Below are 25,583 nucleotides of genomic sequence, written 5' to 3'. Positions count from 1 at the left end.
AAGCCCAGCGCGACCACCAGCACCGAGCGGCTGAGCTGAGTCGTAGCGGAGGGTAGGGGTCGCCCGAGGCACGAGGGCGGCACCTGCCCGCAGCGCAGGCGAAGCCCAGCGCGACCACCAGCACCGAGCGGCTGAGCTGAGTCGTAGCGGAGGGTAGGGGTCGCCCGAGGCACGAGGGCGGCACCTGCCCGCAGCGCGCCGCGGGCTGGTGCCCGCAACGCGCCGCAGAACGCTGTTCGTGACCGCCTCGCCCTCCCGCGCGGAGGACCGCTTGAATCAGGGCGAGCTCCGATCGTGACCGAATCTCCCCCAGGATGTGACCTGCACCCCACGGAAGAACCGTTTCCGCAGGTCACACCGACCACGGCCCTAAACGTCGGGCCCAAAGACCTGTCCAATTCGTGACGTAATGCACTGACAGCAGGCGCCACTACAGGACAAGCTGATGTAGGAAGTCGGGGGTGTCGATCGAAACCGGGAGTCTGTCAGTGAGCGCCATGCCGTTTGCCCTGTTGCTGACCACCGCCGCTGCCACGGCTGCCGGCGCCGCCGCTCTGCACGCCGCTCACGGGCTGCGCAAGCAGGTCTCCGCCCTGCGCACGGAGCTCGCGGAGGGTCGAATCCTCCACGCGTCCCTGCCCGGGCAGCAGGATCGGAGCGCCGGCACGTCCACCGAGGAGATACGCGTGGCGGTCACCGAGGCGCTCGCCGAGGAGCGGGAGCGCGAGCTCGCCGAGGCCCGCGCCTTCTGGGCCGCCCAGGAAGCCCGCGACGCGGCCGACGCCCCGTCCATGCTGGGCGGGCTCGGCGACGACATCCCGTTCTTCATGCCCCGCCAGACCGACTTCGTGGGTCTTGAGGCGATGGACCTCGAAGCGGGCGACGCCCTGGACGAGCTGACGGAGCTCGCCGGCCTCACCGACCTGCCCGAGACCGCCGGGGTCGCCGAGTACGCGGACTTCGCCGAGGACTCCCCCGAGCTGGCCGCGGCCCGTCGCCGCCACCCCTCGCACCCGGACTTCGTCCCCACCCGGACACCCGTCGTCACCGACCATGAGCGTACCGTGAATCGCCTGGAGCGGCTCGCCGATACCGCGACTGAGCTCACGGACGTGCGGCCCGGCCCCCTCGGGACGCTGGACGTGTACGTCTTCGCCGACGGCACCACGCTCTGCATGACCCCGGGCCACCGGGAGACCGCCGAGCGGCTCGCCGACTCGCTGCGCTCCGGTGAGCAGCCGGTGCTGCTGGGTGGTTCAGGCGTGTCAGGCGCCTACGCGCTGACCTTCTCGTGCGGCGAGGAGAGCGTCTACATCCTCGCCGACCGCGTGATCGCCTCGTTCTAAGGGCTGGGCGGGAACGCCCGCAGCGCCGACTCCTCGACACGACGCACGGCCTCGTCCAGTTCCTGGGACGAGGCCGTTTCCAGTGCCACGGCCAGGTCCCGTCCCGCGACCGCGAGCTGGTCGCCCACGGCGAATATCCCCACGTCGGGCATGATCCGCGGCTCCAGGTCCGGCGCCTCGGCACGCTGGGCACGGGCGGACAGCTCCCTGGCCGCGGCCAGGGCCTCGTCGGCCACGCCCTGTTGCAGCCGGCTCTGCGGGGTGCTCCGCAGACGGTCGGCGAAGCGGTCCACGGCGGTGATCAGCGGAGTCGTATCGAGCACGCCGTGACCCTACGCGCCCCTGCCGGATGGTTGCCAACGCGCCGTCGCTCGGGCACGGTGTCGGCAAGGACCAGCAACGCGTGACCGCGTCGGAGGCGCCGATGTCCCAAGTCTTCTCCGAAGAAACCCACCGCAACCTGCTCTCCCGGATCCCCGACTGCACCGGTCGCGACATCGCCGACTGGCTGCGCACGGTCGACGAGGGGCCGTCCCTCCTCCGGTTCGAGGAGAAGGTCAGCTGGCTGCGGAGCGAACACGACCTCACCTACGGCCACGCCAAGGCGATCATCCATGAGTACGACCTGAGACGAGCGGCCCGGAACCTCCGCTGAGGCGCGTTCCCTCCCCGTGGAACGACGGAACGGCCCGCGGGCGACCGGTGTCGTCCGCGGGCCGTTCCGTGTCGGTGCCTACGGGTCAGTCGTTCCCGTTGATGATGGAGAGCAGGCGCAGCATCTCCAGGTAGATCCACACCAGGGTCAGGGTGAGGCCGAAGGCCGCCAGCCAGGATTCCTCGCGCGGTGCGCCGTAGTTGATGCCGTCCTCGACCTGCTTGAAGTCCAGGGCCAGGAAGCACGCACCGAGGATGATGCCGATGACTCCGAAGAGGATGCCGAGGCCGCCGCTGCGGAAGCCCAGGCCGTCGCCGCCGCCGAACACGCTGAACAGCAGGTTGACCATCATGAGGAGCACGAAGCCCATGGCCGCGGCCATCACGAAGCCGTAGAAGCGGCGGGTGACGCGGATCCAGCGCATCTTGTAGGCGATCAGGACGCCGGCGAAGACGCACATGGTGCCCATCACCGCCTGCATCACCGTGCCGGGGCTGATGTAGGTGCTGACCGTGCTGGAGATCACCCCGAGGAAGACACCCTCGAAGGCCGCGTAGGCGAGGATCAGCGCCGGGGCGGGCTTGCGCTTGAAGGACTGGACCATCGCGAGGACGAACGCCACCAGGGCGGCGCCGATCGCGATGCCGTACGACTTGCCGAGATTGGCCTCGTCGACGGGCAGCAGGGCCCAGGAGAGCGCGGCGGTGAGCACCACGGTGCCCAGCGTCATGCCCGTGCGCGTGACGACGTCGTCGATCGTCATCGCGCCGGAGCGCGCGGGCGCCTGCGGGGCGCCGTACAGGGTGTCCTGCTGGGCGTAGGGGTTCGTGGCGTACGGGTTGGCGCCCACCGCGGGGGCCCCGGCCTGCGGCGCCGCGTTGAAGCCCGCGTGGCCGTTGTCGCGGCTGAACCCCCGTCGCGAGAAGACCGGGTTGCTGCTCCTCATTTCACTCCTCCATGGCCACCCAGCGTGGCCTTGCCACAAGAGTAATGGGTAGGCAAAACAATGACTGTAGTGCCAGAGGAGGATCTTTGAGGAAAGTTGACGCCTGAAGTACGGTGCGACCGCCCGAGCTCCACCGACGGATGCGGTGGTGCCCGGAGCCGGACTCGAACCGGCACGCCCCCGAGGAGGCAGCGAGGTTTAAGCTCGCCGTGTCTGCATTCCACCACCCGGGCGTGGGCGCGCGGCTCCGCCTTGGCACAAGACCCTATCCGGGGGCGTCCCTCGAACAGCGGAACATCCGCTCGATGTTGTCTTATTTTATTGATCGTTTGATGGTCCGTCAGACACCGGGCACCGCATCAGCACACGCCCGGGCAGGGCTACGGGCACGAACCCCGGCAAACGGGAATGACGGAAACTCGCCGTACCCGCACGGCCTACGCGCCACGGCTCCGCGCCACCGTTCGCCAGGGGTCCGCCACCCTCGTCCCCGGCGGCGTGGCCGACGCGTCGCAGGACCGGACGCGGCCCTGCTCGCCCGGGCCCTGTGACACCGCGTCCATGACATGGAACACAGCGCTCCGCCCGCGCGGCGGAGTGACGGGCACGGCGTGCGCCCCGGCCCCGTCACCCTGCCGGCGGGGCAGGAGGGGCGGGAGCGCGCCGCGGCGTCCGGGCGTCACGGCCGCCGGGTGCCGGACACCACCGGCGTCACCTTGTGTGACGAACGGGCGCCCCGGGCGGCCGAGCCTTCCCCGGGGCGCGCTCAGGGTCCGTCTCCTACCTCAGGAGTACGCCGCGGCCCGGCGGGTGCGACTCAAGTGGGCCCCGGGAACGGGCACGGGGACTGACGACCCGACGCGATACGGCGGCGACGATGGAGGGGTCCCCGCGCACCAGTCTTCCGAACCAGGAGTACCCCTGTGACCACCACCACCGTCCACCGCACCACCGCGGTCGCCGCCCGCGCCACGGAGCTGTCGAAGGTCTACGGCCAGGGCGAGACCCAGGTGGTCGCCCTGGACCGGGTGTCCGTGGACTTCCCGCAGGGGGAGTTCACCGCGATCATGGGGCCCTCGGGCTCCGGCAAGTCCACTCTCATGCACTGCGTGGCCGGCCTGGACAGCTTCAGCAGCGGCTCCGTACGCATCGGCGAGACCGAGCTCGGCACCCTGAAGGACAAGCAGCTCACCCAGCTGCGCCGGGACAAGATCGGCTTCATCTTCCAGGCCTTCAACCTGCTGCCCACGCTGACCGCGCTGGAGAACATCACCCTGCCGATGGACATCGCCGGCCGTAAGCCCGACGCGGCCTGGCTGCAGAAGGTCATCGACATGGTGGGCCTCACCGACCGCCTGAAGCACCGACCCACCGAGCTCTCCGGCGGCCAGCAGCAGCGCGTCGCGGTGGCCCGCGCCCTGGCCTCCCAGCCGGAGATCATCTTCGGTGACGAGCCGACCGGGAACCTCGACTCCCGCTCCGGCGCCGAGGTCCTCGGCTTCCTGCGCAACTCGGTGCGCGAGCTCGGCCAGACCGTGGTGATGGTGACCCACGACCCGGCCGCCGCCTCCTATGCGGACCGGGTGGTCTTCCTGGCGGACGGCGCCGTCGTCGACCAGATGTTGGATCCCACCGCCGACGGGGTCCTCGACCGGATGAAGGCGTTCGACGCGAAGGGCCGCACCAGCTGACGCTGCGCCCGCAGCACCGACCCCCCTTCCGGAACCCATCCCAGGACACACAGACATGTTCCGTACCGCCCTGCGCAATGTGCTCGCGCACAAGGCCAGGCTGCTGATGACCGTGCTCGCCGTCATGCTCGGCGTAGCGTTCGTCTCCGGCACCCTCGTCTTCACCGACACCCTCGGCAACGCGTTCCGCAACCAGTCCGCCAAGAGCTACGACGACGTGGCCGTGGCCGTCTCCACGTACGCCGACGGGAACGACGAAGAGAACCCCGGCATCGACGAGGCCACCCTGGAGAAGATCCGGGCACTGGACGGCGTCGCCTCGGCCACCGGGCGGGTCTCCGGTTTCGCCGGGGTCGCCGACCCGGACGGCAAGCTCATCGGCAACGGCTGGTCCAACACCGGTGCCAACTTCTCTCCCGGCAAGGACGGCAAGGACCGCGCCTACACCTTCACCGACGGCACCGCCCCGGCGAAGAACGGCCAGGTCGCGCTGGACAAGGACACGGCGAGCAAGGGCGAGTACCGCGTCGGCGACCCGGTGCGGGTCGCCACGAACGGTCCGGTGAAGGAGTTCACCCTCTCCGGGATCTTCACCACCGAGGACGGCGCGGTCAACGCGGGCGGCAGCCTCGTGCTGTTCGACACCGCGACCGCACAGCAGCTCTACCTCAAGCCCGGCGTCTTCCAGGACGCCACCGTGACCGCCGCCGCGGGCGCCTCGGACCGGGCGGTGCTGGACGCGGTCGAACCGCTGCTGCCCAAGGACGCGACCGCGCAGACCGGCAAGGCACTCGCCGACCAGCAGGCCAAGGACATCGAGAACGGGCTGACCAGCCTCAACACCATGCTGCTGGCCTTCGCGGGCATCGCACTGTTCGTCGGTGTCTTCCTCATCACCAACACCTTCACCATGCTGATCGCCCAGCGGACCCGTGAACTGGCCCTGATGCGGGCCATCGGCGCCTCCCGCCGCCAGGTCAAGCGCTCGGTGCTGATCGAGGCCGCCGTCGTCGGGACACTCGCCTCCGTCATCGGTTTCGCCCTCGGTGTCGCCCTAGCCACCGGGCTGCGCTCCGCGATGGGCGTCCTCGGCGGCAAGATCCCGGCCGGTCCGCTGGTCGTGTCGCCCCTCGCGGTCGGCTCGGCGTTCGCCGTCGGCATCCTGATCACCGTGCTGGCCGCCTGGCTTCCCGCCCGCCGGGCCGCGAAGATCGCCCCGGTGGCGGCGATGAGCAGCGTGCACGCCACCGCCTCCACCAAGTCCCTGGTCGTCCGGAACTCGATCGGCGGCGTCATCACCCTGCTCGGTGCGGCGGGGATCGTCGGCGGCGCGGTGACCGGCGGGGTGTCCGGCAGGTACCTGGTCGCGGCCGGTGCCTTCTTCGCCCTGATCGGCATCATCGTGCTGATCCCGCTCCTCTCCCGCCCGGCCGTCGCCCTCGTACGGCCGGCGCTGCGGAAGGTGTTCGGCGTCTCCGGCAAGCTGGCCTCGCAGAACGCCGTCCGCAACCCGCGGCGTACCGGGGCCACCGCCTCGGCGCTGGCCATCGGCCTGACCCTGGTCACCGGCATCTCGGTGCTCGGTGTCACGCTCGGCCAGGCGATCGACAAGATGACGACGGACAACATCAAGGCCGACTACATGGTCTCGATGGCCAGTGGCGACTCGCTCGACGAGTCCGCGCTCACCGCCCTGGCGAAGGCCGACGGCGTCACCGCGCTCTCCCCGCAGCAGTCGTCGTACCTCGAGGTCGACGGCAAGTCCGGCTCGGCCTCCGGCGTCACCCCGGGCGACGTGGAGAAGGTCTTCTCGCTGAAGACGGTCTCCGGTTCGATCGGCTCGCTGAAGGACGGCCGGATCGCGATCGGCTCCAAGACCGCGAAGTCGAACGGCTGGAAGACCGGCGACACCCTCCCGGTGACGTTCGACGACAAGAAGAAGGGCGAGCTGACGGTCGGCGCCCTCTACGAGGAGAACGACTTCCTCTCCCCCTTCATGATCCCGAAGGACCTCGCCGACCAGCACAGCACCACCACGCGCCCGGAAATCCGCGAGATCTGGATCAAGACGGACGGCGGCGCGAGCAAGGCCCACGAGCAGGCGGTCGTGAACGCGCTCGGCGACAACCCGGCGATGAGCGTGATGGACCGGCAGGACATCCGTGACATGTTCGGCGGCTTCGTGAACACCGCGCTGAACATCATGTACGGACTGCTCGCCATGGCCCTGCTGATCGCGGTCCTCGGTGTCGTCAACACCCTCGCGATGTCGGTGTTCGAGCGCCAGCAGGAGATCGGCATGCTCCGCGCGATCGGTCTCGACCGGGGCCGGGTCAAGCGCATGATCCGGCTGGAGGCCGTCGTCATCTCGGTCTTCGGAGCGGTGATCGGGGTCGGGCTCGGCGTCTTCCTCGGCTGGGCGATCGGCCGGACCCTGTCCGACGACATCCCCGGCTACGCCCTGGTCATCCCGTGGGACCGGCTCGCGCTCTTCCTGGTGCTGGCAGGTCTCGTGGGCGTGCTGGCCTCGCTGTGGCCGGCCCGGAGCGCCGCGAAGCTCAACATGCTGACGGCGATCAAGACGGAGTAGACGGGACGCGAGGAGGGCCGGTACCCGCGGGTCGGGTACCGGCCCTCCTCGCGTATCGGGGTCAGCCGTTCGCGGGCGCCGGCCAGTCGCGGGCGCGCAGCGGCATGGCAGCCGCGCCGCCCTCCCGCGGACGCACCGCGAGGATCTGGTTGACGCCGATCTTGTTGTGCTCGAAGGAGAGGGCGGAGGCGGCCATGTAGAGCCGCCACACCCGGGCCCGGCCGGGTGAGGTGGCCCGCACGGCCTCCTTCCAGTGCCGCTCCAGGTTGGCCACCCACTGACGCAGGGTCAGCGCGTAGTGCTCGCGGATCGCCTCGACGTCACGGGCCTCGAAGCCGGCCTCCTCCAGGGTGGCGACCGTGCTGCCCACCGGGGCGAGTTCACCGTCGGGGAAGACGTAGGCGTCGATGAACTCGTCGATGCGGTAGGCCGACTCGTCCTTCTCCGGGCGGCGGGCGATCTGGTGGTTGAGCAGCCGGCCGCCGGGCTTGAGGAGCGCGTAGAGGTCGTCGGCGTACTCGCGGAAGCGGACCGTACCCACGTGTTCGGCCATGCCGATCGAGGAGACGGCGTCGTACGGGCCGTCCCTGACGTCCCGGTAGTCCTGGACCCGGATCTCGATCCGGTCGGTGAGGCCCTCCTCCGCGACGCGCTTGCGGGCGAAGGCGGCCTGTTCGGTGGAGAGGGTCACCCCGGTGACCCGGGCGCCGTACTCGCGGGCGGCGTGGACGGCCATCGAGCCCCAGCCGCAGCCGACGTCGAGGAGGCGGTCGCCCTCCCGGAGGGCGAGCTTGCGGCAGATCAGGTCGAGCTTGTCGCGCTGTGCCTCCTCCAGGGTGGCACCGTCCCGCCAGTAGGCGCAGGAGTACACCATGGACGGGCCGAGGACCATCGCGTAGAAGTCGTTGCCCACGTCGTAGTGGTGGCTGACGGCCTGCTTGTCGCTGCGTCTGGTGTGCAGCGCGCCGGAGCGGTGGCGGGCCTCCTCGGCGGGCGGGGACGGCGGCGGCCACGGGCCGGCCAGCTGGACCAGACCGCGGGCGAAGGCACGCACCTTGGGATCCCGGAGGGGGTGGACGGTGTCCTTCGCGTCGGCACCGCGTTCCCAGAGGAGGGAGGCGACGGCGTCCAGAGCGGCGTAGAGATCACCATCGACGTCGATCTCACCGGCCACCCAGGCGCGGGCCAGGCCCAGCTCGCCCGGCTTCCACAGCAGCCGGCGCAGGGCACGGCGGTGGCGCAGTACGAGGGTGGGCGCACCCGGCGGCCCTGATTCACTGCCGTCCCAGGCCCGGATCCGGACCGGCAGCGGTTCTCCCAGCAACTCCTGGGCAAGAGCGGTCAGCCGCGACGCGGCGTCGGCCATGGTGCACACCTCCGTGGTGGTGTTTCCGAACGTGCCTAAATTTCCACATACGCACTCGAACCGGGCCGCGACACCTCGGGGCCACGGCGAGGTACACCGGCGTCAACGCGGCAGGACACCCGCGCCATCCCGCCCCCGGGCAACGGAACGGCAAAATACCTGCATTCACCATCTACTTGGTGGCATCCAGGCACGCCGAAGGGGCCGCCCGCACCACGGATGGCGGACGACCCCTTCGGTGACGTACTGGCGTCAGGAGGCCTTGGCCTTCTCGCCCTCGGACTTGCTCCGGTCGGCGTCGGCCTTGGCCGCGACCGGTGCGGGGCTCGGCTTGGCGGCCTCGTAGAACTCCTCGCGGGGAGTCTCCATGGCGCCCAGCGAGACGACCTCGCGCTTCAGGAACATCGCCAGCGTCCAGTCGGCGAAGATCCGGATCTTGCGGTTCCAGGTCGGCATCGCCATGCCGTGGTAGCCACGGTGCATGTACCAGGCGAGACGGCCCTTGACCTTGATCTTCACCTTGCCGATGACGATCATCGCGACGCCCTTGTGCAGGCCGAGTCCGGCGACAGCACCCTTGTTGGCGTGGCTGTACTCCTTCTGCGGGAAGCCCCGCATACCGGAGATGACGTTGTCACCGAGGACCTTCGCCTGACGCAGCGCGTGCTGGGCGTTCGGCGGGCACCAGGCGTTCGGGTTGCCGGCGCGGCGGCCGACCATGTCCGGGACCTGGGCGTTGTCGCCCGCGGCCCAGATGTAGTCGGTGCCCTGCACCTGGAGCTTCTCGGAGGTGTCCACGTGGCCACGCGGGCCGAGCGGCAGGCCGAAGCGGGCCAGCGCCGGGTTCGGCTTCACACCGGCGGTCCACACGATCGTGCTGGAGTCGACCTCGAGGCCGTTCTTCAGGACCACGTGACCGTCGACGCAGGAGTCCATGGAGGTCGAGAGGTAGACCTCGACACCACGGCTCTCCAGGTGCTCCTTGCCGTACACGCCCAGCTTCGGGCCGACCTCGGGAAGGATCTTGTCGGCGGCGTCGACCAGGATGAAGCGCATGTCCTCGCGCTTCACGCTCGTGTAGTACTTCGCCGCGTCGCGGGCCATGTCCTCGACCTCGCCGATGGTCTCCGCGCCGGCGAAGCCGCCGCCCACGAAGACGAACGTCAGCGCCTTGCGGCGGACGTCCTCGTCGGTCGTCGAGTCGGCCTTGTCCAGCTGCTCGAGGACGTGGTTGCGCAGTCCGATGGACTCCTCGATGCCCTTCATGCCGATGCCCTGCTCGGCGAGGCCGGGGATCGGGAAGGTACGGGAGACCGCGCCCATCGCGATGACCAGGTAGTCGAAGGGCAGCTCGTAGGCCTCGCCGACGAGCGGCGCGACCGTGGCGACCTTGCGGTCCTGATCGATGGTCGTGACACGGCCGGTGAGAACCTCTGCCTTGGGCAGCACGCGTCGCAGCGGGACGACGACATGCCGAGGCGAGATGCTGCCGGCAGCAGCTTCGGGGAGGAAGGGCTGGTACGTCATGTACGAGCGAGGGTCGACGACCGTGATGGTCGCCTCTCCATACCGCATCTTCTTCAGAATGCGACGAGCTGCGTACAGGCCTACGTACCCACCGCCTACAACGAGGATCCTGGGACGCTCCGTGGTGCTCATGCCATCGAGTATCCACCCCTCCATGGGGGGGTGCTCGTGAGCCCCTTCACAAGGTATGCGCTCCCCTCTGCTACACTTCGCCGCCCACGTGACCCAGGTCATGACGGAGGCGGGGAACCACGAGGTCCGGGCGAACGTTGTTCACCGCTCGTGAGCTGGCCCTCGACCCGGCGGACACCCCGAACCACCTTCCGGGTACACGCCCCCGCCACATCCCCGAAACGTCCGCGCATCACCGGTGCACGGGACCTCGACCGGCCCGCACGGCCCCCCGGAGGCGGAACTTCGCCCGGAGGGGCCGAATTCCTTGTGAAGAAGTTCACGAACTTCGTCGCGGCGACGCGCGAAAGGCCTCTCCGGGCGGGTCCGAAGAGGCCTTCGACGGCTCAAAGGTGCAGGCGGGAATGCGTATGAGCGGCAACTCACGGCGCCCCTGGCGGCACCGCGATCAGGCCGCGGACCAGGCGATCCCGTCGAGGATGTCGTGCTCGCTCACGACCACCTCGCCGGCGCCGCTCCGCTCCATCACGGCCAGCAGCACGAGCGCGCCGGCGGTGATCACATCGACCCGGCCGGGGTGCATCGCGGGGATCGCCGCGCGCTCCTCGTGCGTCGAGGCGAGCAGCCGCGCGGTGATCTCCCGGACCTGCCCGGCGGAGACCCGGGAGTGGTGGATGGCCTCGGAGTCGTACTCCTCCAGGCCGAGCGCGATCGCCGCGATCGTGGTGACCGTCCCGGCCAGGCCGACGAGCGTCGCCGCCGAGGCGATCGGCACCGTCTCGCCGACCAGGTCCAGGGCCGCGTCGAGATCGGCGCGGATCGCGGCGACCCGGTCGGGCGCGGGCGGGTCCACGACGGCCCCGTCCACCGTGAGGTGACGCTCGGTCATACGGACGCAGCCGATGTCCACGGACCTGGCGGCGCGCACGACGTCGTCGCCCACGACGAACTCGGTGGAACCACCGCCGATGTCCACCACGAGGTACGGCTTCTCCAGGTGGTCACCGCCCAGGAGTTCCCTGACGGCGCCGTCGAAGGAGAGCTGCGCCTCCTGGTCTCCGCTGACGACCTCGGGTTCGACACCCAGGATGTCCAGGACCCCGCCGACGAACGTGCCGCTGTTCTCCGCGTCCCGGGACGCGGACGTGGCGACGAACCGGATCCGCTCCGCGCCGAGCTCCTTGATCACGGTGGCGTACTCGCGGCACGCGTCGAAGGTGCGCTCCAGCGCTTCGGGGGCCAGCCGCCCGGTGCGGTCGACTCCCTGGCCGAGCCGGACGATCCGCATCCGGCGGTCCAGCTCGGTGAACTCCCCTGCGGCGGGGTCCACATCGGCGACGAGCAGACGGATGGAGTTGGTACCGCAGTCGATGGCGGCAACGCGGGTCATGGGGCTCCTGTGGTTGTTCGGGTACCGCGGAGGGTTGCGGTCCGGGCCGGGCCGAACAGGACGGACCACACCCGGTCCGGACGGCAGACCCCGGGTCAGGACGCTTCGGGTCCGGCTCCGGAGCCGCACGGCGTGACGCAGGGGCCCTTCGCCCACCACTCCGGCAGCATCGCGATCGCCTCGTCGCCCAGCGGGTTCACCCCGGGGCCGGCGGCCAGCGAGTGGCCGACCAGGACGTGCAGGCACTTCACGCGGTCCGGCATGCCGCCCGCGCTGGGAAAGCCCTCCAGGACCTCGATGGCGTCGCGCCGGGCGAGGTAGTCCTCGTGCGCCGCGCGGTAGGCGGCCGCAAGTTCCGGGTCCGCCGCCAGACGCTCGGTCATCTCCCGCATGACGCCGTTGGCCTCCAGCGTGCCGATCGCGGAGGCGGCGCGCGGGCAGGTCAGGTAGTACGTCGTCGGGAACGGCGTGCCGTCCTCCAGACGGGGCTGGGTCTCGACCACGTCCGGGTTGCCGCACGGGCAGCGGTGCGCGATGGCGCGCAGACCGCGCGGCGGGCGGCCGAGCTGGAGCTCGAACGCGGCGATGTCCGCAGCGTCGGGCGTGGTGGATTCTGTCTGCGGAGGGGGCGTGTCCATGCCTGCCTTGAATGTCATCGGTCGGACGGTATGTATCGGTGCGGGGACGCGGGGCGGTACGGGGCGCGGTGCGCGCGCCCGGAGCCGCGCGGGGACGGGATCATTCGCGGTCGGCGCTGTCGACGCCGTCCCAGAGGTTCGAGTGCCAGGGCCGCCCGGTCGCCCCCGGGTCACCGCGGCGCACCTCGGCCGCGTCCGGGTCGACCACCGTGTAGCCGGTCTCACCGGGCACCACGTAGTGGAGGTGCTCGCGGGCCAGACGACGGATGTACGCGTCGTCCCTGAGCCGCGCCTTCTCGTCGCGCAGCTCCTCGGTCCGCTGGTGCGCCTCCCGCGACAGCCTCTCCTGGTCGGCGATCTGGTCGCGCTGGGAGATGTACTGCCGCATGGGATACGCGAGCGCCACCACCAGGGAGCAGACGATCAGCGCCAGGAACGCGGCACGCCCGGTGAGCCGCGAGCGGCGGGCCTGGCGGCGGTTCTGGGACCGGTAGACGCGGGCCGCCGTCTGCTCACCGAGCACGCGCAGCCTGGTCGTGGTGGAGAACCGGTCGCGGTCCTTCCCGGCCATGTCTCACACCTCCCCGTCACGCACGTCCGTCCCCGCACACGGTACGGGACCGGATGCGGGGACGGACGGAGGCTGGTGCTCCGGACTCGGGCTGTCAGCCCTCGAAGCGGAACCGCGGGAACGCCGAGCGGCCGGCGTACACCGCGGCGTCGTCGAGGATCTCCTCGATGCGCAGCAGCTGGTTGTACTTGGCGACACGGTCCGAGCGGGCCGGGGCGCCGGTCTTGATCTGACCGCAGTTCACGGCGACGGCGAGGTCGGCGATGGTGACGTCCTCGGTCTCACCGGAGCGGTGGGACATCATGCACTTGAAGCCGTTGCGCTGGGCCAGCTCCACGGCGTCCAGGGTCTCGGTCAGCGAACCGATCTGGTTGACCTTGACGAGCAGGGCGTTGGCCGAGCCCTCCTCGATGCCGCGGGCGAGGCGCTCCGGGTTGGTCACGAACAGGTCGTCACCGACGATCTGCACCTTGGAGCCCAGCTTGTCGGTGATGACCTTCCAGCCGGCCCAGTCGTCCTCGTACAGCGGGTCCTCGATGGAGACCAGCGGGTACGCGGAGACGAGCTCCTCGTAGTACTCGGTCATCTCGGCGGCCGAGCGGGACTCGCCCTCGAACTCGTAGACGCCGTCCTTGTAGAACTCGGACGCGGCGACGTCGAGCGCGAGCGCGATGTCGCGGCCCGGGACGTAGCCGGCCTCCTTGACGGCCTCGAGGATCAGGTCGAGGGCGGCGCGGTTGGACTCGAGGTTCGGGGCGAAGCCGCCCTCGTCGCCGAGACCGGTGGACAGGCCCTTGGTCTTCAGGACCTTCTTCAGCGTGTGGTAGATCTCCGCGCCCCAGCGAAGGCCCTCGGAGAAGGACTCGGCGCCGATCGGCGCGATCATGAACTCCTGGATGTCCACGTTGGAGTCGGCGTGCGAGCCGCCGTTCAGGATGTTCATCATCGGAACGGGCAGCAGGTGCGCGTTCGGGCCGCCGAGGTAGCGGAACAGCGGGAGGTCGGAGGCCTCGGACGCGGCGTGCGCCACGGCCAGCGAGACACCGAGGATGGCGTTGGCGCCGAGGGAGCCCTTGTTCTCGGTCGCGTCCAGGTCGAACATCGCCTGGTCGATGAGGCGCTGCTCGGTGGCGTCGTAACCGACGAGCTCCGGGCCGATCTGCTCGATCACGGCGAGGACGGCCTTCTCGACACCCTTGCCGTGGTAGCGGTTGGGGTCACCGTCGCGAAGCTCGATGGCCTCGAACGCACCGGTGGAGGCGCCGGACGGGACGGCAGCACGTCCCGTGCTGCCGTCGTCGAGGCCAACCTCGACCTCGACCGTGGGGTTTCCCCGGGAGTCGAGGATTTCCCTGGCTACGACGACGTCGATGGACGGCACGAGGCATCTCCTTCTGGGATCTGACACTGGTTGTGCAGGGTCACTGTGGCCTTGCGCCACGAGCCTAACCGGCTCGGCGCGCTCAATCGGCCGTCCGCCCGCCCCCTGGGACGAAAAAGGACCCAAGGACCTTCATTACGGGCAAAGCTGCGGAAATCTACTGGCAGGTAACCACAACAGTTGAACACTCGCCCCGGCCCGGCCCCTCGCGGCGACCCGTGGAGGAGCCCCGACGCGGGGTGCCCGGCGCGGCGCCGGCCCGGCGCGCAGGGGGGTGGTGCACGCCGGGCCGGACCGCCGGGGAGGGAGGAGGAAACCCCGGTCCGCTACTTCGTCAGGTGGAGCTGCTGGCCCGGGAAGATCAGGTCGGCGTCGTCGACGATGTCGCCGTTCAGCTTGAACAGCTTCTCCCAGCCGCCCTTGACCTTCTTCGCGTCGGCGATCTTGCTGAGGGTGTCGCCGGCCTTCACCTTGTACTCGCCGTCACCCTTCTCGACCTTCTGGCCGGTCGGGGTGGTGACGGTCTCCTTGGGGGCCGTGCGCTTCTCGCTGCGCGTGGTGGGCTTCTCGGCCTTGCGCTCCGGCGCGGCCTTCGGGGCCGTGTCGCCGTTCTTCGAGGAGCCGGTGTCGACGCCCGGGTCCACACCGTCGTTCGTCAGGCCGCCGGCACCCGCGCACCCCCAGGCGCCCGGGCCCTGCAGGTCGAGGAGCTTCTCGGCGGCGGCGATCTGCTGGTCCTTGCTGGCCAGGTCCGCGCGGGCCGCGTACTGCGTACCGCCGGCGGCGGCCCAGCTGGACTGCGAGAACTGCAGACCGCCGTAGTAGCCGTTGCCGGTGTTGATGGACCAGTTGCCGCCGGACTCGCACTGGGCGACGGCGTCCCAGGTGTCGACGGAGGCGGCGGAAGCGCCGGTCGCGCCCATCAGCGGGACGGCGACGGCCGCACCGGTGACGCCGGCCAGGGTGGCGATACGGACGGCCTTGGACGGGCGGCGGTGCTTGCCCTTGGTGGAAAGCAGCATCGTTCTCCTCACCGACGCCTACGAGGTGAGCTGTCGGGTTCGGGCCTGTGAGTTGCCCGGTCGCCCGCGCTCGCGGACGACTTCACCCCGAGCCGTCCCTCGCCCGTCTTCCGACGGCCGGGTCCGGCACTTACCTGGGTCCCCCGCTCCTGCCTACGGCGCTTTACGCGTCGTTCCCTCCGACCGACGGCAGGATTCGGCGTGACGGTCGAAGGTGCCCGCGGTGCGAGCGGCTCCGACCGTAAACACACGCAACCCCCACATTCAAAGGCGGGCATAACGGTCAATCAGCGCGTAACACAATGACACTCGGGCCCGTTCGCGCAGGTCGGAGCGGATATGGGCGGACAGGACGGACGCGGGCCGCCAGTTCAAGCAAAGAGACCCATGTCTCACTTACGCATAAGTGGACATAGGCCTCTGAACTACCCCCGATTTCGGGGTGTTTTCGCGCTTTTGATCAGTTGGCGGCCAGGGTCTCCGGCTGCGAGTCGCTCGCGTCCGGACCGAGGTCCAGGTCCAGGCTCTGGCCGGGAAGGATCAGGTCGGGGTCGGAGCCGAGCTCCGCCTTGTTCGCCTCGTAGAGCGCGGTCCAGCCGCCCGCGAGCTCCTGCGAGTCCGCGATCGCCCAGAGGTTGTCGCCCTCGCGGACCGTGTACGTCCCCTCGTCCGCGCCCTGGCGCGCCTCGGAGTCACCCCGCGAGGCGTGCCGGCCGGACTCGCGCCCGTCGGTATCCGCCGACCCGCTACCCGCCTCCGGGGCCGGCGTACCGCGGTGCTTTCCGCCCGTCTCCCCGTCGTCACCCTTCGAGGCGCCGGACTTCCCGGTCGCCTGCGGGGACGGCTCGGCGGACGGCGACGCCTCGGTCTCGTCACCCTTGTCGGCGGCTTCGCCTGCCGGAACCTTGTCCGTCTCGTCCTTCGCGTCGGTGCCGTCCGCCTCGTCGGGCGCCTCGGAGGAGGCGGTGTCCGACGGGGCCGTGCTGTCAGACGGCTCGGCGGACGGCTCGCCGCCCGGGTCGATACCCGGCAGCGTCCCGTCGAGCGCCAGCCCGGAGATCACCGCGCAGCTGGGCCACGCCTGCGGACCCTTGTCGTCCAGCACCTTCTCCGCGACGGAGATCTGCTGCGAGCGGCTCGCGAGGTCGGCGCGGGGCGCGTACGTGGTGCCGCCGTAGGCGGACCACGTGTCCTGCGAGAACTGCAGACCGCCGTAGTAGCCGTTACCGAGGTCGGCGCTCCACATGCCACCGCTCTCGCATTCGGCGACCCGGTCCCAGGTCGTGGCCTCTGCGGCCTGCGCACCGCCCGCACCGAGCAGCGGGATGGCGATGGCCGATCCCGTGACGCCCGCGGCGACGACGATGGCGGGTGCCTGACGAGGGCGACGGTGTCTGCCGTTCGCGGAGCCCATGGGATTGCCTTCCGTGTGACTGACATGTGACGGGTGAGTCGAACGGTGAACCTAGCCGTACTCGAACGTGTGTCACAAGTCGATGCAGCGGAGATCACGTGAAAGTCACAGAGTTGACAGAGTGTCACCTTTTGCGGACCGATGCCCGGGATCGAACTCCACCGGAAGCGTGCGCAGTCCACGCATGATGAGCCCGCCCCGCCATCGCAAATCATCAGGTTCCGCGGCGAGCCGCAGGTCGGGAAGGCGCCGCAGCAGCGTCGCCAGGGCCACCCGCCCCTCCAGCCGGGCCAGCGGCGCACCCACGCAGTAGTGGATTCCGTGACCGTAACCGAGGTGCTGGTTGTCACTCCGGGCGAGATCCAGGGTGTCCGCGTCCCGGAACCGCTCCGGGTCCCGGTCCGCGGCGGCCAGCACCACCAGGACGGGGTCCCCCACCGCGACGTCCTGCCCTCCCAGCCGTACGGGTTCGGTGGCGTAACGCCAGGTCGCGAGCTCCACCGGCCCGTCGTAGCGCAGCAGCTCCTCGATGCCCGTGTCGAGCAGTCCGGTGTCCCCCGCGGCCAGCGACCGCTCCAGGAGTTCACGCTGGGCCGGGTGGCGCAGCAGTGCGTAGGTGCCGTTGCCGATCAGGTTCACGGTCGTCTCGAAACCGGCGAAGAGCAGGATGAAAGCCATCGCGGCGGCCTCGTTCTCGCTGAGGTGCTCGCCGTGGTCGCTCGCCCGGATCAGCCCCGAGATCAGGTCGTCGCCGGGACTCTCCCGCTTGCGGTGGATGAGTTCGGCGAGATAGCCGCGCATCTTCTTGACCGACCTGGCCACCCCGCCGCGCGGACCGCCGCCGTGCCGGATCATCATGCCCGCCCAGTCCCGGAAGTCGTCCTGGTCCTCCGGGGGCACCCCCAGCAGGTCGCAGATGGCGTAGATGGGGAGGGGGAAGGCGAAGTCGTGGATCAGGTCGGCCTTGCCCTCCTCGACGAACGAGTCGATGAGGCGGTCGGCCAACTCCTGCACCCGCGGCGCGAACTCGGCGACCCGGCGCGGGGTGAACGCCTTGGACACGAGTCGGCGCAGCCGGGTGTGGTCCGGCGGATCGATGTTGAGCAGATGCGTCATCAGGTCGGCCTTGCGCTCCCCCGGGATGCCCGTCTTCCCCTTGGAGTTCGCCGACCCGGTGTGGTGCGCCGGGTTCTTGGAGAGCCGGGTGTCGGCGAGGGCCTGCCGGGCGTCCGCGTACCTGGTGACCAGCCAGGCCTCGACCCCGCTGGGCAGTGTCGTGCGGTGCACGGGGCTGTGCTCGCGGAGCCAGGCGTAGGCAGGGTACGGGTCGGTGGCGAACTCCCAGGTGAAGAGTTCGGGCGCCGCGTCGGGTGCGCAGGCCGCTTCGGGGCTGTCGTTCACTCCTGGCCGCCGGTCCCGGTGCCGAGCCCCTCGGCCTCCCGGATGACGTCGCGGTAGGCGCGCGCGGCGGCCCGCAGGGCGGCCTCCGGGTCGATGCCGTCCTGTTCGGCCCGCACCGCCAGGGCGAGCAGCCGGTGGCCGACACCTTCGCCCTCGGGGAGTCCGGCGTCGAGGCCCGCCGTACGGACCCTGCTGCCGAGCTTGGCCGCGAGCGCCAGGCCGGGCTGGCCGAGCGGCACCCCGTCGGTGACCGAGGCGCGCCGCTTCTCGATCGCCTTCGTGCGCAGCCAGTGCGCGTGGACGTCCTCCGGGGTCTCGGCGGTCTCGTCACCGAACACATGCGGATGGCGGTGAATCAGCTTCTCCACGATCGTGGCCGCGACGTCGTCGATGCCGAACGGCTCCTCCGGGTCCTCCTGCGCGATGCGCGCGTGGAAGACGACCTGGAGCAGTACGTCGCCGAGCTCCTCGCGCAGTTCCTCGCGGTCGCCGTCCTCGATGGCCTCGACGAGTTCGTACGACTCCTCGATGGCGTACTTCGCCAGGCCCTCGTGGGTCTTCTGCGAGGTCCACGGGCATTCGAGCCGGATCCGGTCCATGACCTGGACCAGGTCCAGGAGCCGCGCGCCGGGCAGGTCGTACGAACCGGGCAGCAGCTCCAGGTCCGGCATCCGCACCCGGCCCGAACCGCCGAGCCGGGCGAGGCCGTCGGTGAGCGGCTGGTCGCCCTCGCCACCCACCAGCACCACCACGGTCCGGCCGCCCGCGCAGTCGTCCACCAGGTCCTCGGCGGACGGCGCGGACCCGTCGACCGTGACGCCCGCCTCCCGCAGGTACGGCAGCTGCGGGTGGTCCCGCCCGGAGCACAGGACCCTGTCCGCGGCGTGCAGCGTCCGCCACGCGGGCCAGGACAGCAGACCGGGTGCGACCCGGTGGCTGGCGGTGAGCAGGACGATACGACCGGGGTCTTCAGCGTTCACACCCCGAACCTACCCGCGGCCGGGTCCGGGCGAGAGGCCCCGGGGGGTCAGGCGCCCGCTTCGGGAGCCTGGTCCTGGAAGGTGGTGACCTGCTTGATCCACGCGGACTTGTACGTGCTGAGCTGGACCTTCTTGTCGTCCCAGCTGCCGTAGCGCGGGTTGACGTCGATGTGGAGCGCCTTCGACGCCTCGGTGAGCGCCTTGCCCACGACCTGCTGGCCGGCCGGGGTCTGGAGGTCGGCGCCGAGCGCGCGGGCCAGCTTCGGGAGCTGGACCTCCTTGCGCAGGTCCCCCTCGATCTGGTCCGGGGCGACCCACCGCTGCTCCAGCATCACCGTCCGCAGCCCGGAGTCCCCGCCGGACTGCGCGGCGGCCGCCGCGCGGATCTGCTGGATCTCCTTGCGGCTGACGGTCACCCCGGCGTCCTTCGAGGCCCGGTCCAGGACCCGCCCGAAGATCAGGCCGTGCAGCTTGGCCCGGTTCAGCTGCCCCGACTTCTTCACCAGCTCCTCGGACTGCCCCGACGTGCCCTGCGCGGCGCGTACGTCGGACGCCTCCGCCTGGACGGTGGCCACGTCGATCCGGTCACCGCCCACCACGGCCGCGGAACCCGGATGGGCCTCGCTGCCGCAGGCGGTCAGGAGCGGTGCCGCTACGAGCGTTGCGGCGGAAAGGGCGAGCGCGGTACGGCGGCGGTGCAAAGGAGCCTCCCGGGGAGAGTTTGTGCATCAGTGCACAAAGCCTTGCGGTGATCGATGTTAGGCAGTGGACGTGATTCGGGCCACTGCTTCGACCAACGATTTCCGGACCGGTCAGTGTGGGGTCGTCGGCGAAATCCCCTCCGGCCCGCCCCTTTCGGCCACCCGGCACCTCACAGCGACCCGCGTACGTCCTGCTGGTGGGTGAGTTGGCGGCGGAGCTCGGTGGGTAGCGGGTGGTGGGGGCCGTACGCCCGCTCCGTGTCGTACTGGAGGGCCTGCAGTTGGGCACGGCCCGACGAGTGGTCGCCCGCGCCGAGCAGCAGATGGCCGATGCGGTGGCGGATGTCGAACGCCCGGCCGGGTCCGGTGGAGTTCGCGTAGCCGTTCTCGTAGTAGGGGAGGACGGCGCGGTACGCGGCGAGCGCCGCGGGGGCCTCGCCCAGCTGCTCCAGGCACTGCGCCGCGTCGTAGCGGAACTGCAGGGCCTGGGAGTCGCCGGCACCGGCTTCCGCCGTGCGGTCGTCGGCGAGGCGGCGTAGCTCGGGGAGGGCGCGGCGGTACTGGCCGTCGTCCATCAGCGTCGCCGCGTACTGCTTGCGCAGGATCCGCACGACGGGTGAGTGCTCGCCGTGCTCCGCCGCGGCGGCCGGGAGGATGCCGCCGAGGGTGTCGACGGCCTGGGTGATGCGGCCCTCGCCCAGCAGCCGCTTCACGTCGTCCACGGCCTGCGCGACGTCGGGCCGGGACGGCGGTTCGCAGGGCGCGGCGGGTGCCTGCTGGGCCGGTACCGGCGCGGGCGCGGGGACGGAGGCCCGGTCGGGCCAAGGCGCGTGCGGGCGGAGGAACGGGCGGGTCGGGTCGAGGGGGCCCGACGGCGAGCCGCCGGCGGGCAGCAGGGGGCGCAGCGACTCGTAGACCTCCTGCGCGGAGGCGGGACGGTGCTGCGGGTCCTTGGAGAGCAGCCGCAGGACGAGCGCCTCCAGTGCCTCGGGGACCTCGGGTCTGAGCCGACGGACCGGGAGCGGCGGCTCGTAGAGGTGGCGGTGCAGGACGCCCAGGGCGGTGGACCCGGCGAACGGCACGTCGCCGCTGAGGAGTTCGTGCAGCAGGACACCGAGGGCGTACAGGTCGGTGTACGGGCCGACGGCGCCGCCCATCGCCTGCTCGGGAGCCATGTACGCGGGGGAGCCGATCGGCGAGCCGGTGTGCGTCAGCCGGGTGGTGTCGGTGTCCATGACCGAGGCGATGCCCAGGTCGAGCACGGTGAGTGTGCCGTCGGGCTTGACCATCGCGTTCCGCGGCTTGAGGTCGCGGTGGACGATCGGGACGGCGTGCACCGCCGAGAGCACCGCGCAGAGCTGGGCGGCGATCGCGACGGCCCAGGGCCACGGGTAGGGGGTGTGCTCGGCGAGGTGGTCGGCGAGGTCGGCGCCCTCGACGTACTGCATGACGAGGTAGAGGTCGTCGCCGTCGCTCCCCGCGTCGTGGACGGTGACCAGCCCCGGGTGGTCGACCTGTGCGGTGACCCGGCACTCCCGGACGAACCTGCGGCGCAGATCGTCGGCGGCATCGCTGCCGGAGGGGCCCGCGACCCGGTCGGGCCGCAGGAGCTTCACCGCGACCCTGCGGTCCAGGCGCTGGTCGTACGCCGTCCAGACCTGGCCCATGCCACCTTGGCCGAGAATGGTCGCCAGCTCGTAACGGCCCGCGATGACACGGCCGTTCACCTGCCGTCGCCTTCCTTGCGGAGGTAGTCGCTCAGCTCGTCGAGCTCGGCACGCACCTGGTCGAGGCGCTTGGGCGGGACGGGCGGCGGTGTCGGCGCGGACCGGGGCGCCGGGGTGGGCGTGCGCGCGGGATCGGCGGGGCGCGTGCGCACGGGGCCGGCCGGGGGCGGCGGGTAGCCGTAGCCGGGGGTGACCGCGGGAGCGGGAGCACGCGGTACCGCGTGACCCGCGTACGGTGACGGGCCGGGGCCCCCGTGCTGGGGCCCGTAGTGCCGGATCTCCGCGTAGAGGTAGTAGGTGATCGTGCCGACCACGGTGCAGAGCATCCAGCCGAGGAAGACGAGTGCCTGCCCGTCCGTCAGCTCCTCCTCGTTGTCGGGGGTGGAGACGATGTACGCGAACATGGCCGCGTTGAGCACGACGACCACCGCCATCAGCGTCCAGTCCAGCCCCTTGCGGGTGACGGTGGCCAGCCGCAGGAGCGACGCCCAGGAGAGGAACCCGCAGCTCATCAGCGTCAGCGCCACGAAGAGCACGCGCAGCGCGGTCAGCGTCCCCGAGGACGGCCGCCGCTTCGGTAGCTCCGGCGGCGGATAGCCGTAGCCGTGCATGTGCCGCTCCCGGGAGGGTCTGTGTCGGACGTTGCTGCGAGCGTATACACCGACAAGGACAACGGCTCCCGGGTTGCGCACAACCGTTGTGCATCACCTCACTTCGGGAGCGACGCCGTCTCCGCTGGTCCGCCCCGCAGCCCCCGGACCAGCTGCCCGCCGCGCGCCCTCTGCCCCCGCTCCGGGAGCGGGGGCAGAGGGCGCGGCAGTGGGGCGGCCCCGCAGGGTCAGGCCGAACGCTGGACCCGGGCCAGCCGCTCCGCGCGGCCCCGCCGTGACGAGGACTGGACGTCCACCGCGGAACCGGCGCCCAGGCCGGGCGTCGTGTCCCACTCACGGAACCGCTCACCGAGCTTCGCCACCCGCTCGTCGTCGGGGCCGGCGTCGACGTAGAAGAGCGACTCGTCCACCTCGCTGTCGTCGCCGCCCCAGCGCACCACGCCCTCGCAGTCGGCGAGGATGTCCCGCAGCACGATCTCCTGCTGGGGGAAGAGCCCGCCCTTGGCCGAGGCGCCGGGGCGGATCCGCACCGCGGTGCCGGACGCCAGGTTCGACTCCGGCAGGCCCTTGCGGAGCTTGCCGGCCTCCTGCCAGCCGGCCAGGTCGACCCGCTGGAGCTGCTCTACCTCGTAGTGGAAGCGACGGGTCACATGGAGCAGGATCGCCTCCACGTCACCGATCCGGACGTCGACCTCGAGACCCGTCCCGGCCACCGGCCGCGTCCACACCGTGGAGACGTGGTTCGCCTCCTTCTCGATCGTCCACCCGTTCGCCGAGACCGGGAGCTTCTTCGCCCCGTCCCTCGTCGCCGCCGCAGCCGTACCCGGCACGAAGGAACCCACGGCAGCCGCGGCACCGATCACGGCGGCACTCGTCACTACGGCCCGCCTCGATATGTCGTTTCGCACGCCTTCAATCCCTCTCTCAGAGAACGAACATGAGGATGAACGTCGGCACCAGGGCCGTCAGGGCACCGGCCGGCCAGTACACAAGGGGGTCGAGCGCCGTCCTGCGCCGCAGGGGCCGGTTGGCGAACCACCAGACGATGAGGAACGCGGCGTTCACCGCGAGCGCGGCGACGAGCCAGAACAGCATCCCGTCGTTCTCCGTCGGCTCACGCCGGGTCCAGCCCAGGTCGGCGAGCGGCCCGTTCGACGCGTAGTACCAGAGCAGCCACACCGGAACGACACCGGGAATGCCGAGCAGCAGGTTCACACCCATCGCGGCCGGCAGCCATTTCCACATGCGCCCAGTATTCACGCCCGCGACCGCGCTCACGTGGTGCGCGAGAGCTGGTTGTAGCTCTCCAGCACGTTGTACAGCCCCTTGAGCTCCCGGCCGTACTTCGCGGCGTCATCACCGGTGCCGTTGTACCGGGCCAGCAGCGCCTGGGTGTCGGTGGCGCTCGTGCTCAGACCCGGCCTGGAGATCCCGAGCTGGTGCGCGTTGTAGATCGTCAGGTAGGAGACCGACCGGATGTTGTACAGCGGGTCCTGGAGGTTGTCCCACACCGTCCTGGTGTCGGATCCGGTCAGCGGCGTGCCGTTGATGATCCCCTGCTGCATGCAGTAGTTGCGGGCCTCGATGGTCACCCAGGCGAAGATCTGGCCCCAGCCGGTGCTGGAGTCGTCCTTCACCCCCAGCTTGACGGCCTCGTCCGCGGCGAAGTCCAGGGGGTTCAGCTTGCGCAGCTCCCACAGCACCGGCGCCTGGATCAGCGCCTTGCGGAGCTTGAGCTGCCGAGCCAGCGAGGTGAACAGCCAGTCCGCGCTCAGCACGAGCTCGAACGCCTTGGTGGTGGAGATGCCGCCCAGGGTGGCCCAGTCGCTGTCCGTCCAGCCGTCCCCGCCGGTCTCCGGGACACCGATCGACGTCAGGTAGTTCTTGACGTCCGTCAGCATCGGCGCCTGGTACGCGGCCTTGTCCAGGTCGACGTCCAGACCCTCGGTGTAGGAGCCCGGGTCGAAGTCGCCCTGGCCGGTGTCACGGCCGGAGGCGACGTTCTTGTCGATCTCGATCGCGCCGGCGCCCGAGCCGACGGTGATGGTGACGATCTGGTCGAAGGCCCAGTTCGTCGGCATCGGGTAGCCGAGGTTCCCCGAGAACCCGCTCGACATGTCGGACACGAAGCTCGCCGCCGCGTATCCGGCGTCGGCGACGCGCTGGCACACGTTGCGGGGCCCGTAGACGCCCACGCCGTAGCTGGAGTTCTCCCCGATGGTGCGCATCACTCCGCGGAAGTGCGGGATGACGTACTCGCTGACCTCGGCGTCCATCGCGTCGTAGTCCACCGCGAAGTAGATGATGCTGCCCGGCTTGAAGCCGTGGTACTGCGCCCATTCGATCGCCATGAACGCGTCGGCGGTGCCCTGGCCGTAGGTGAAGTAGTCCGCCGACCGGCTCCACGTCTGGTAGATCGGGAAGCAGCGGAGCCCGTAGTCCTTGATCGTGGCGAGCTCGCCCGGCTGGATCATCTTCTCGGGCAGGCTCGACGTGGACGAGTTGTAGAGGTAGCGGCCGATGTACTTGTAGCCGGCGTCCTTGAGCGTCTGCGCCCGCGCCGGCGTGATCTTCGTGACGCCGTCGCACGCCGTGCCCGGACGGGACTGGTCACCGTAGGAGACGAGCAGGGAGGCCCAGGTCTGGAAGTCGCCGCTCCCGGTGACGGGGAGCTTCATGAACGACTGGAAGCTCTCCACACCGCTCTGCACGGTGGAGGTGAAGTTCCCGAAGGGGACGTTGCGCTTGTTGAGGATCATGGCCCCGGTGAACAGCTGCGCCCATGTGCCGGTGGTGCCGTTGGACACCGTGTGGGATCTGAGACCGGACTGCGTGCCCGGGCCGAACACGCCGTTGGCGGTCCCGTCGGCCATGCCCAGCTCGAACTGGATGGCGTACAGCATCGACTTGGCGACATCGCGGGAGTGGTAGCCGTCGCAGGGGATGACGTAGAAGTCCTTGCGGAGGATGTACCGGCCGTTCAGCCACTGCTGGATGGAGCGGATGGAGTCCGATCCGCCGCCGACGGTGACATAGGCGTCCATGTTGAACAGGCCCTTGACGACCTTCGGCCACAGCGAGCTGCCCGGGTAGGTGGAGCTCACGCCCATGTCCCGGTTCAGCTTCAGAACGGCGTCCTGGACACGGGAGTTGTACGTGCCGTCGATCTCACCGCCGTCGTACCCCTTGCAGTACAGGGCGGACTGGACGACGCGGCAGAAGTTCGCGTTCGGGATGGTCGTCCCGTCGAGCTTCCCGTACTTCGCGCCGATGGTGGACAGCGTGGTCGGACCGAACGAGTCGGACAGACTCGTGATGCCCATCTCGTACTGGAGTGCCCGGGTCAGGGCGTACATCGTGGTCCAGCCGGTCTTGCCGTTCTCGTCGAGCTTGGATATGCCGAGCGTCGCACCGTTGTTGTAGGTCGTGTTCACGAACCTCTGGGCACGACGCACCAACTCGTCAGCCATGTGAGCTGTCTCCTGACATCTGGA

At 70.4% G+C, this 25,583-nt stretch carries 22 protein-coding genes, 1 tRNA gene and 1 riboswitch; of the genes, 4 read left to right on the top strand and 19 right to left on the bottom strand.

Translation table 11 applies throughout. From position 1 onward, the window contains the following. Positions 1–497: 497 nt before the first annotated feature. On the top strand, positions 498–1,346 hold the full coding sequence (locus AB0I83_RS20750) for a hypothetical protein (protein WP_356536500.1): 849 nt from the start codon (positions 498–500) through the stop codon (positions 1,344–1,346). Here AB0I83_RS20750 and AB0I83_RS20745 read toward each other — a convergent pair. After that, positions 1,343–1,669 carry a hypothetical protein gene (locus AB0I83_RS20745; protein WP_363305648.1) on the bottom strand — a complete coding sequence of 109 codons (327 nt, stop codon included), beginning with the start codon at positions 1,667–1,669 and terminating at the stop codon, positions 1,343–1,345. The genes AB0I83_RS20750 and AB0I83_RS20745 overlap by 4 nt on opposite strands. Before the next feature lie 101 nt (positions 1,670–1,770). Here AB0I83_RS20745 and AB0I83_RS20740 point away from each other — a divergent pair, with 101 nt between their 5' ends. Further along, positions 1,771–2,001 carry a DUF4287 domain-containing protein gene (locus AB0I83_RS20740; RefSeq protein WP_356536518.1) on the top strand — a complete coding sequence of 77 codons (231 nt, stop codon included), beginning with the start codon at positions 1,771–1,773 and terminating at the stop codon, positions 1,999–2,001. An 85-nt stretch (positions 2,002–2,086) separates the two neighbouring features. Here the strand turns inward: AB0I83_RS20740 and AB0I83_RS20735 are convergent, their stop codons facing one another. Together AB0I83_RS20735 and AB0I83_RS20730 are read right to left on the bottom strand one after the other, a co-directional pair. Further along, positions 2,087–2,947 carry a Bax inhibitor-1/YccA family protein gene (locus AB0I83_RS20735; RefSeq protein ID WP_363305647.1) on the bottom strand — a complete coding sequence of 287 codons (861 nt, stop codon included), beginning with the start codon at positions 2,945–2,947 and terminating at the stop codon, positions 2,087–2,089. A 146-nt stretch (positions 2,948–3,093) separates the two neighbouring features. Beyond that, positions 3,094–3,180 (bottom strand) — tRNA-Leu (locus AB0I83_RS20730). Positions 3,181–3,870: 690 nt separating this feature from the next. On the opposite strand from AB0I83_RS20730, the gene AB0I83_RS20725 reads away from it, so the two are divergent. Continuing rightward, complete coding sequence (locus AB0I83_RS20725) at positions 3,871–4,638, top strand: ABC transporter ATP-binding protein (protein ID WP_356536504.1); 768 nt, start codon at positions 3,871–3,873, stop codon at positions 4,636–4,638. A gap of 55 nt (positions 4,639–4,693) precedes the next feature. Continuing rightward, a complete protein-coding gene (locus AB0I83_RS20720; protein WP_363305646.1) occupies positions 4,694–7,228 on the top strand; it encodes an FtsX-like permease family protein in 2,535 nt (844 codons plus the stop codon). A 61-nt stretch (positions 7,229–7,289) separates the two neighbouring features. On the opposite strand, the gene AB0I83_RS20715 is transcribed toward AB0I83_RS20720, so the two are convergent. The 16 genes from AB0I83_RS20715 to AB0I83_RS20640 form a co-directional block, all read right to left on the bottom strand. Then, positions 7,290–8,594 carry a cyclopropane-fatty-acyl-phospholipid synthase family protein gene (locus AB0I83_RS20715; RefSeq protein WP_363305645.1) on the bottom strand — a complete coding sequence of 435 codons (1,305 nt, stop codon included), beginning with the start codon at positions 8,592–8,594 and terminating at the stop codon, positions 7,290–7,292. A gap of 252 nt (positions 8,595–8,846) precedes the next feature. Then, positions 8,847–10,253 carry an NAD(P)/FAD-dependent oxidoreductase gene (locus AB0I83_RS20710; protein ID WP_363305644.1) on the bottom strand — a complete coding sequence of 469 codons (1,407 nt, stop codon included), beginning with the start codon at positions 10,251–10,253 and terminating at the stop codon, positions 8,847–8,849. 448 nt (positions 10,254–10,701) lie between these two features. Next, positions 10,702–11,643 carry a Ppx/GppA phosphatase family protein gene (locus AB0I83_RS20705; protein WP_363305643.1) on the bottom strand — a complete coding sequence of 314 codons (942 nt, stop codon included), beginning with the start codon at positions 11,641–11,643 and terminating at the stop codon, positions 10,702–10,704. Positions 11,644–11,738: 95 nt separating this feature from the next. Next, positions 11,739–12,281: a DUF501 domain-containing protein gene (locus tag AB0I83_RS20700; protein WP_356536135.1), complete on the bottom strand. Its 543-nt coding sequence runs from the start codon at positions 12,279–12,281 to the stop codon at positions 11,739–11,741. Between the two features lie 100 nt (positions 12,282–12,381). Next, the gene (locus AB0I83_RS20695) at positions 12,382–12,852 is read right to left on the bottom strand and encodes a septum formation initiator family protein (RefSeq protein ID WP_356536130.1); all 471 of its coding nucleotides are present in this window, start codon (positions 12,850–12,852) and stop codon (positions 12,382–12,384) included. A gap of 94 nt (positions 12,853–12,946) precedes the next feature. Then, positions 12,947–14,233, bottom strand: a complete 1,287-nt coding sequence (gene eno / locus AB0I83_RS20690; protein WP_363305642.1) for a phosphopyruvate hydratase — start codon at positions 14,231–14,233, stop codon at positions 12,947–12,949. A gap of 326 nt (positions 14,234–14,559) precedes the next feature. Further along, positions 14,560–15,255: a transglycosylase family protein gene (locus AB0I83_RS20685; RefSeq protein WP_356536128.1), complete on the bottom strand. Its 696-nt coding sequence runs from the start codon at positions 15,253–15,255 to the stop codon at positions 14,560–14,562. Then, a riboswitch (cyclic di-AMP (ydaO/yuaA leader) is annotated at positions 15,256–15,394 on the bottom strand. A gap of 321 nt (positions 15,395–15,715) precedes the next feature. Continuing rightward, positions 15,716–16,669 (bottom strand): transglycosylase family protein, encoded by a 954-nt coding sequence (locus AB0I83_RS20680; protein ID WP_363305641.1) that lies wholly within the window; start codon positions 16,667–16,669, stop codon positions 15,716–15,718. Positions 16,670–16,774: 105 nt separating this feature from the next. Continuing rightward, positions 16,775–18,070: a cytochrome P450 gene (locus AB0I83_RS20675; RefSeq protein ID WP_363305640.1), complete on the bottom strand. Its 1,296-nt coding sequence runs from the start codon at positions 18,068–18,070 to the stop codon at positions 16,775–16,777. Next, entirely contained in the window at positions 18,067–19,050 is a 984-nt protein-coding gene (locus AB0I83_RS20670; RefSeq protein ID WP_356536125.1) for a nucleoside triphosphate pyrophosphohydrolase, read from the bottom strand. Before AB0I83_RS20670 ends, AB0I83_RS20675 begins: the two co-directional genes overlap by 4 nt. A 47-nt stretch (positions 19,051–19,097) precedes the next feature. Further along, positions 19,098–19,751 carry a SurA N-terminal domain-containing protein gene (locus AB0I83_RS20665; RefSeq protein WP_356536124.1) on the bottom strand — a complete coding sequence of 218 codons (654 nt, stop codon included), beginning with the start codon at positions 19,749–19,751 and terminating at the stop codon, positions 19,098–19,100. Between the two features lie 170 nt (positions 19,752–19,921). Beyond that, positions 19,922–21,478: a protein kinase gene (locus AB0I83_RS20660; protein ID WP_363305639.1), complete on the bottom strand. Its 1,557-nt coding sequence runs from the start codon at positions 21,476–21,478 to the stop codon at positions 19,922–19,924. Next, positions 21,475–22,089, bottom strand: coding sequence for a hypothetical protein (locus tag AB0I83_RS20655; protein WP_363305638.1), 615 nt, complete (start codon positions 22,087–22,089; stop codon positions 21,475–21,477). Before AB0I83_RS20655 ends, AB0I83_RS20660 begins: the two co-directional genes overlap by 4 nt. Positions 22,090–22,316: 227 nt before the next feature. Further along, a complete protein-coding gene (locus tag AB0I83_RS20650; RefSeq protein ID WP_363305637.1) occupies positions 22,317–22,997 on the bottom strand; it encodes a hypothetical protein in 681 nt (226 codons plus the stop codon). A 16-nt stretch (positions 22,998–23,013) separates the two neighbouring features. Next, entirely contained in the window at positions 23,014–23,334 is a 321-nt protein-coding gene (locus tag AB0I83_RS20645) for a hypothetical protein (protein WP_363305636.1), read from the bottom strand. Positions 23,335–23,363: 29 nt separating this feature from the next. Next, positions 23,364–25,559 (bottom strand): glycoside hydrolase domain-containing protein, encoded by a 2,196-nt coding sequence (locus AB0I83_RS20640; RefSeq protein ID WP_363305635.1) that lies wholly within the window; start codon positions 25,557–25,559, stop codon positions 23,364–23,366. Positions 25,560–25,583: the final 24 nt, after the last annotated feature.

This window comes from Streptomyces sp. NPDC049970 (assembly GCF_040660235.1).
Lineage (GTDB): Bacteria > Actinomycetota > Actinomycetes > Streptomycetales > Streptomycetaceae > Streptomyces.
This window is presented reverse-complemented; position numbering and strand designations above follow the sequence as displayed.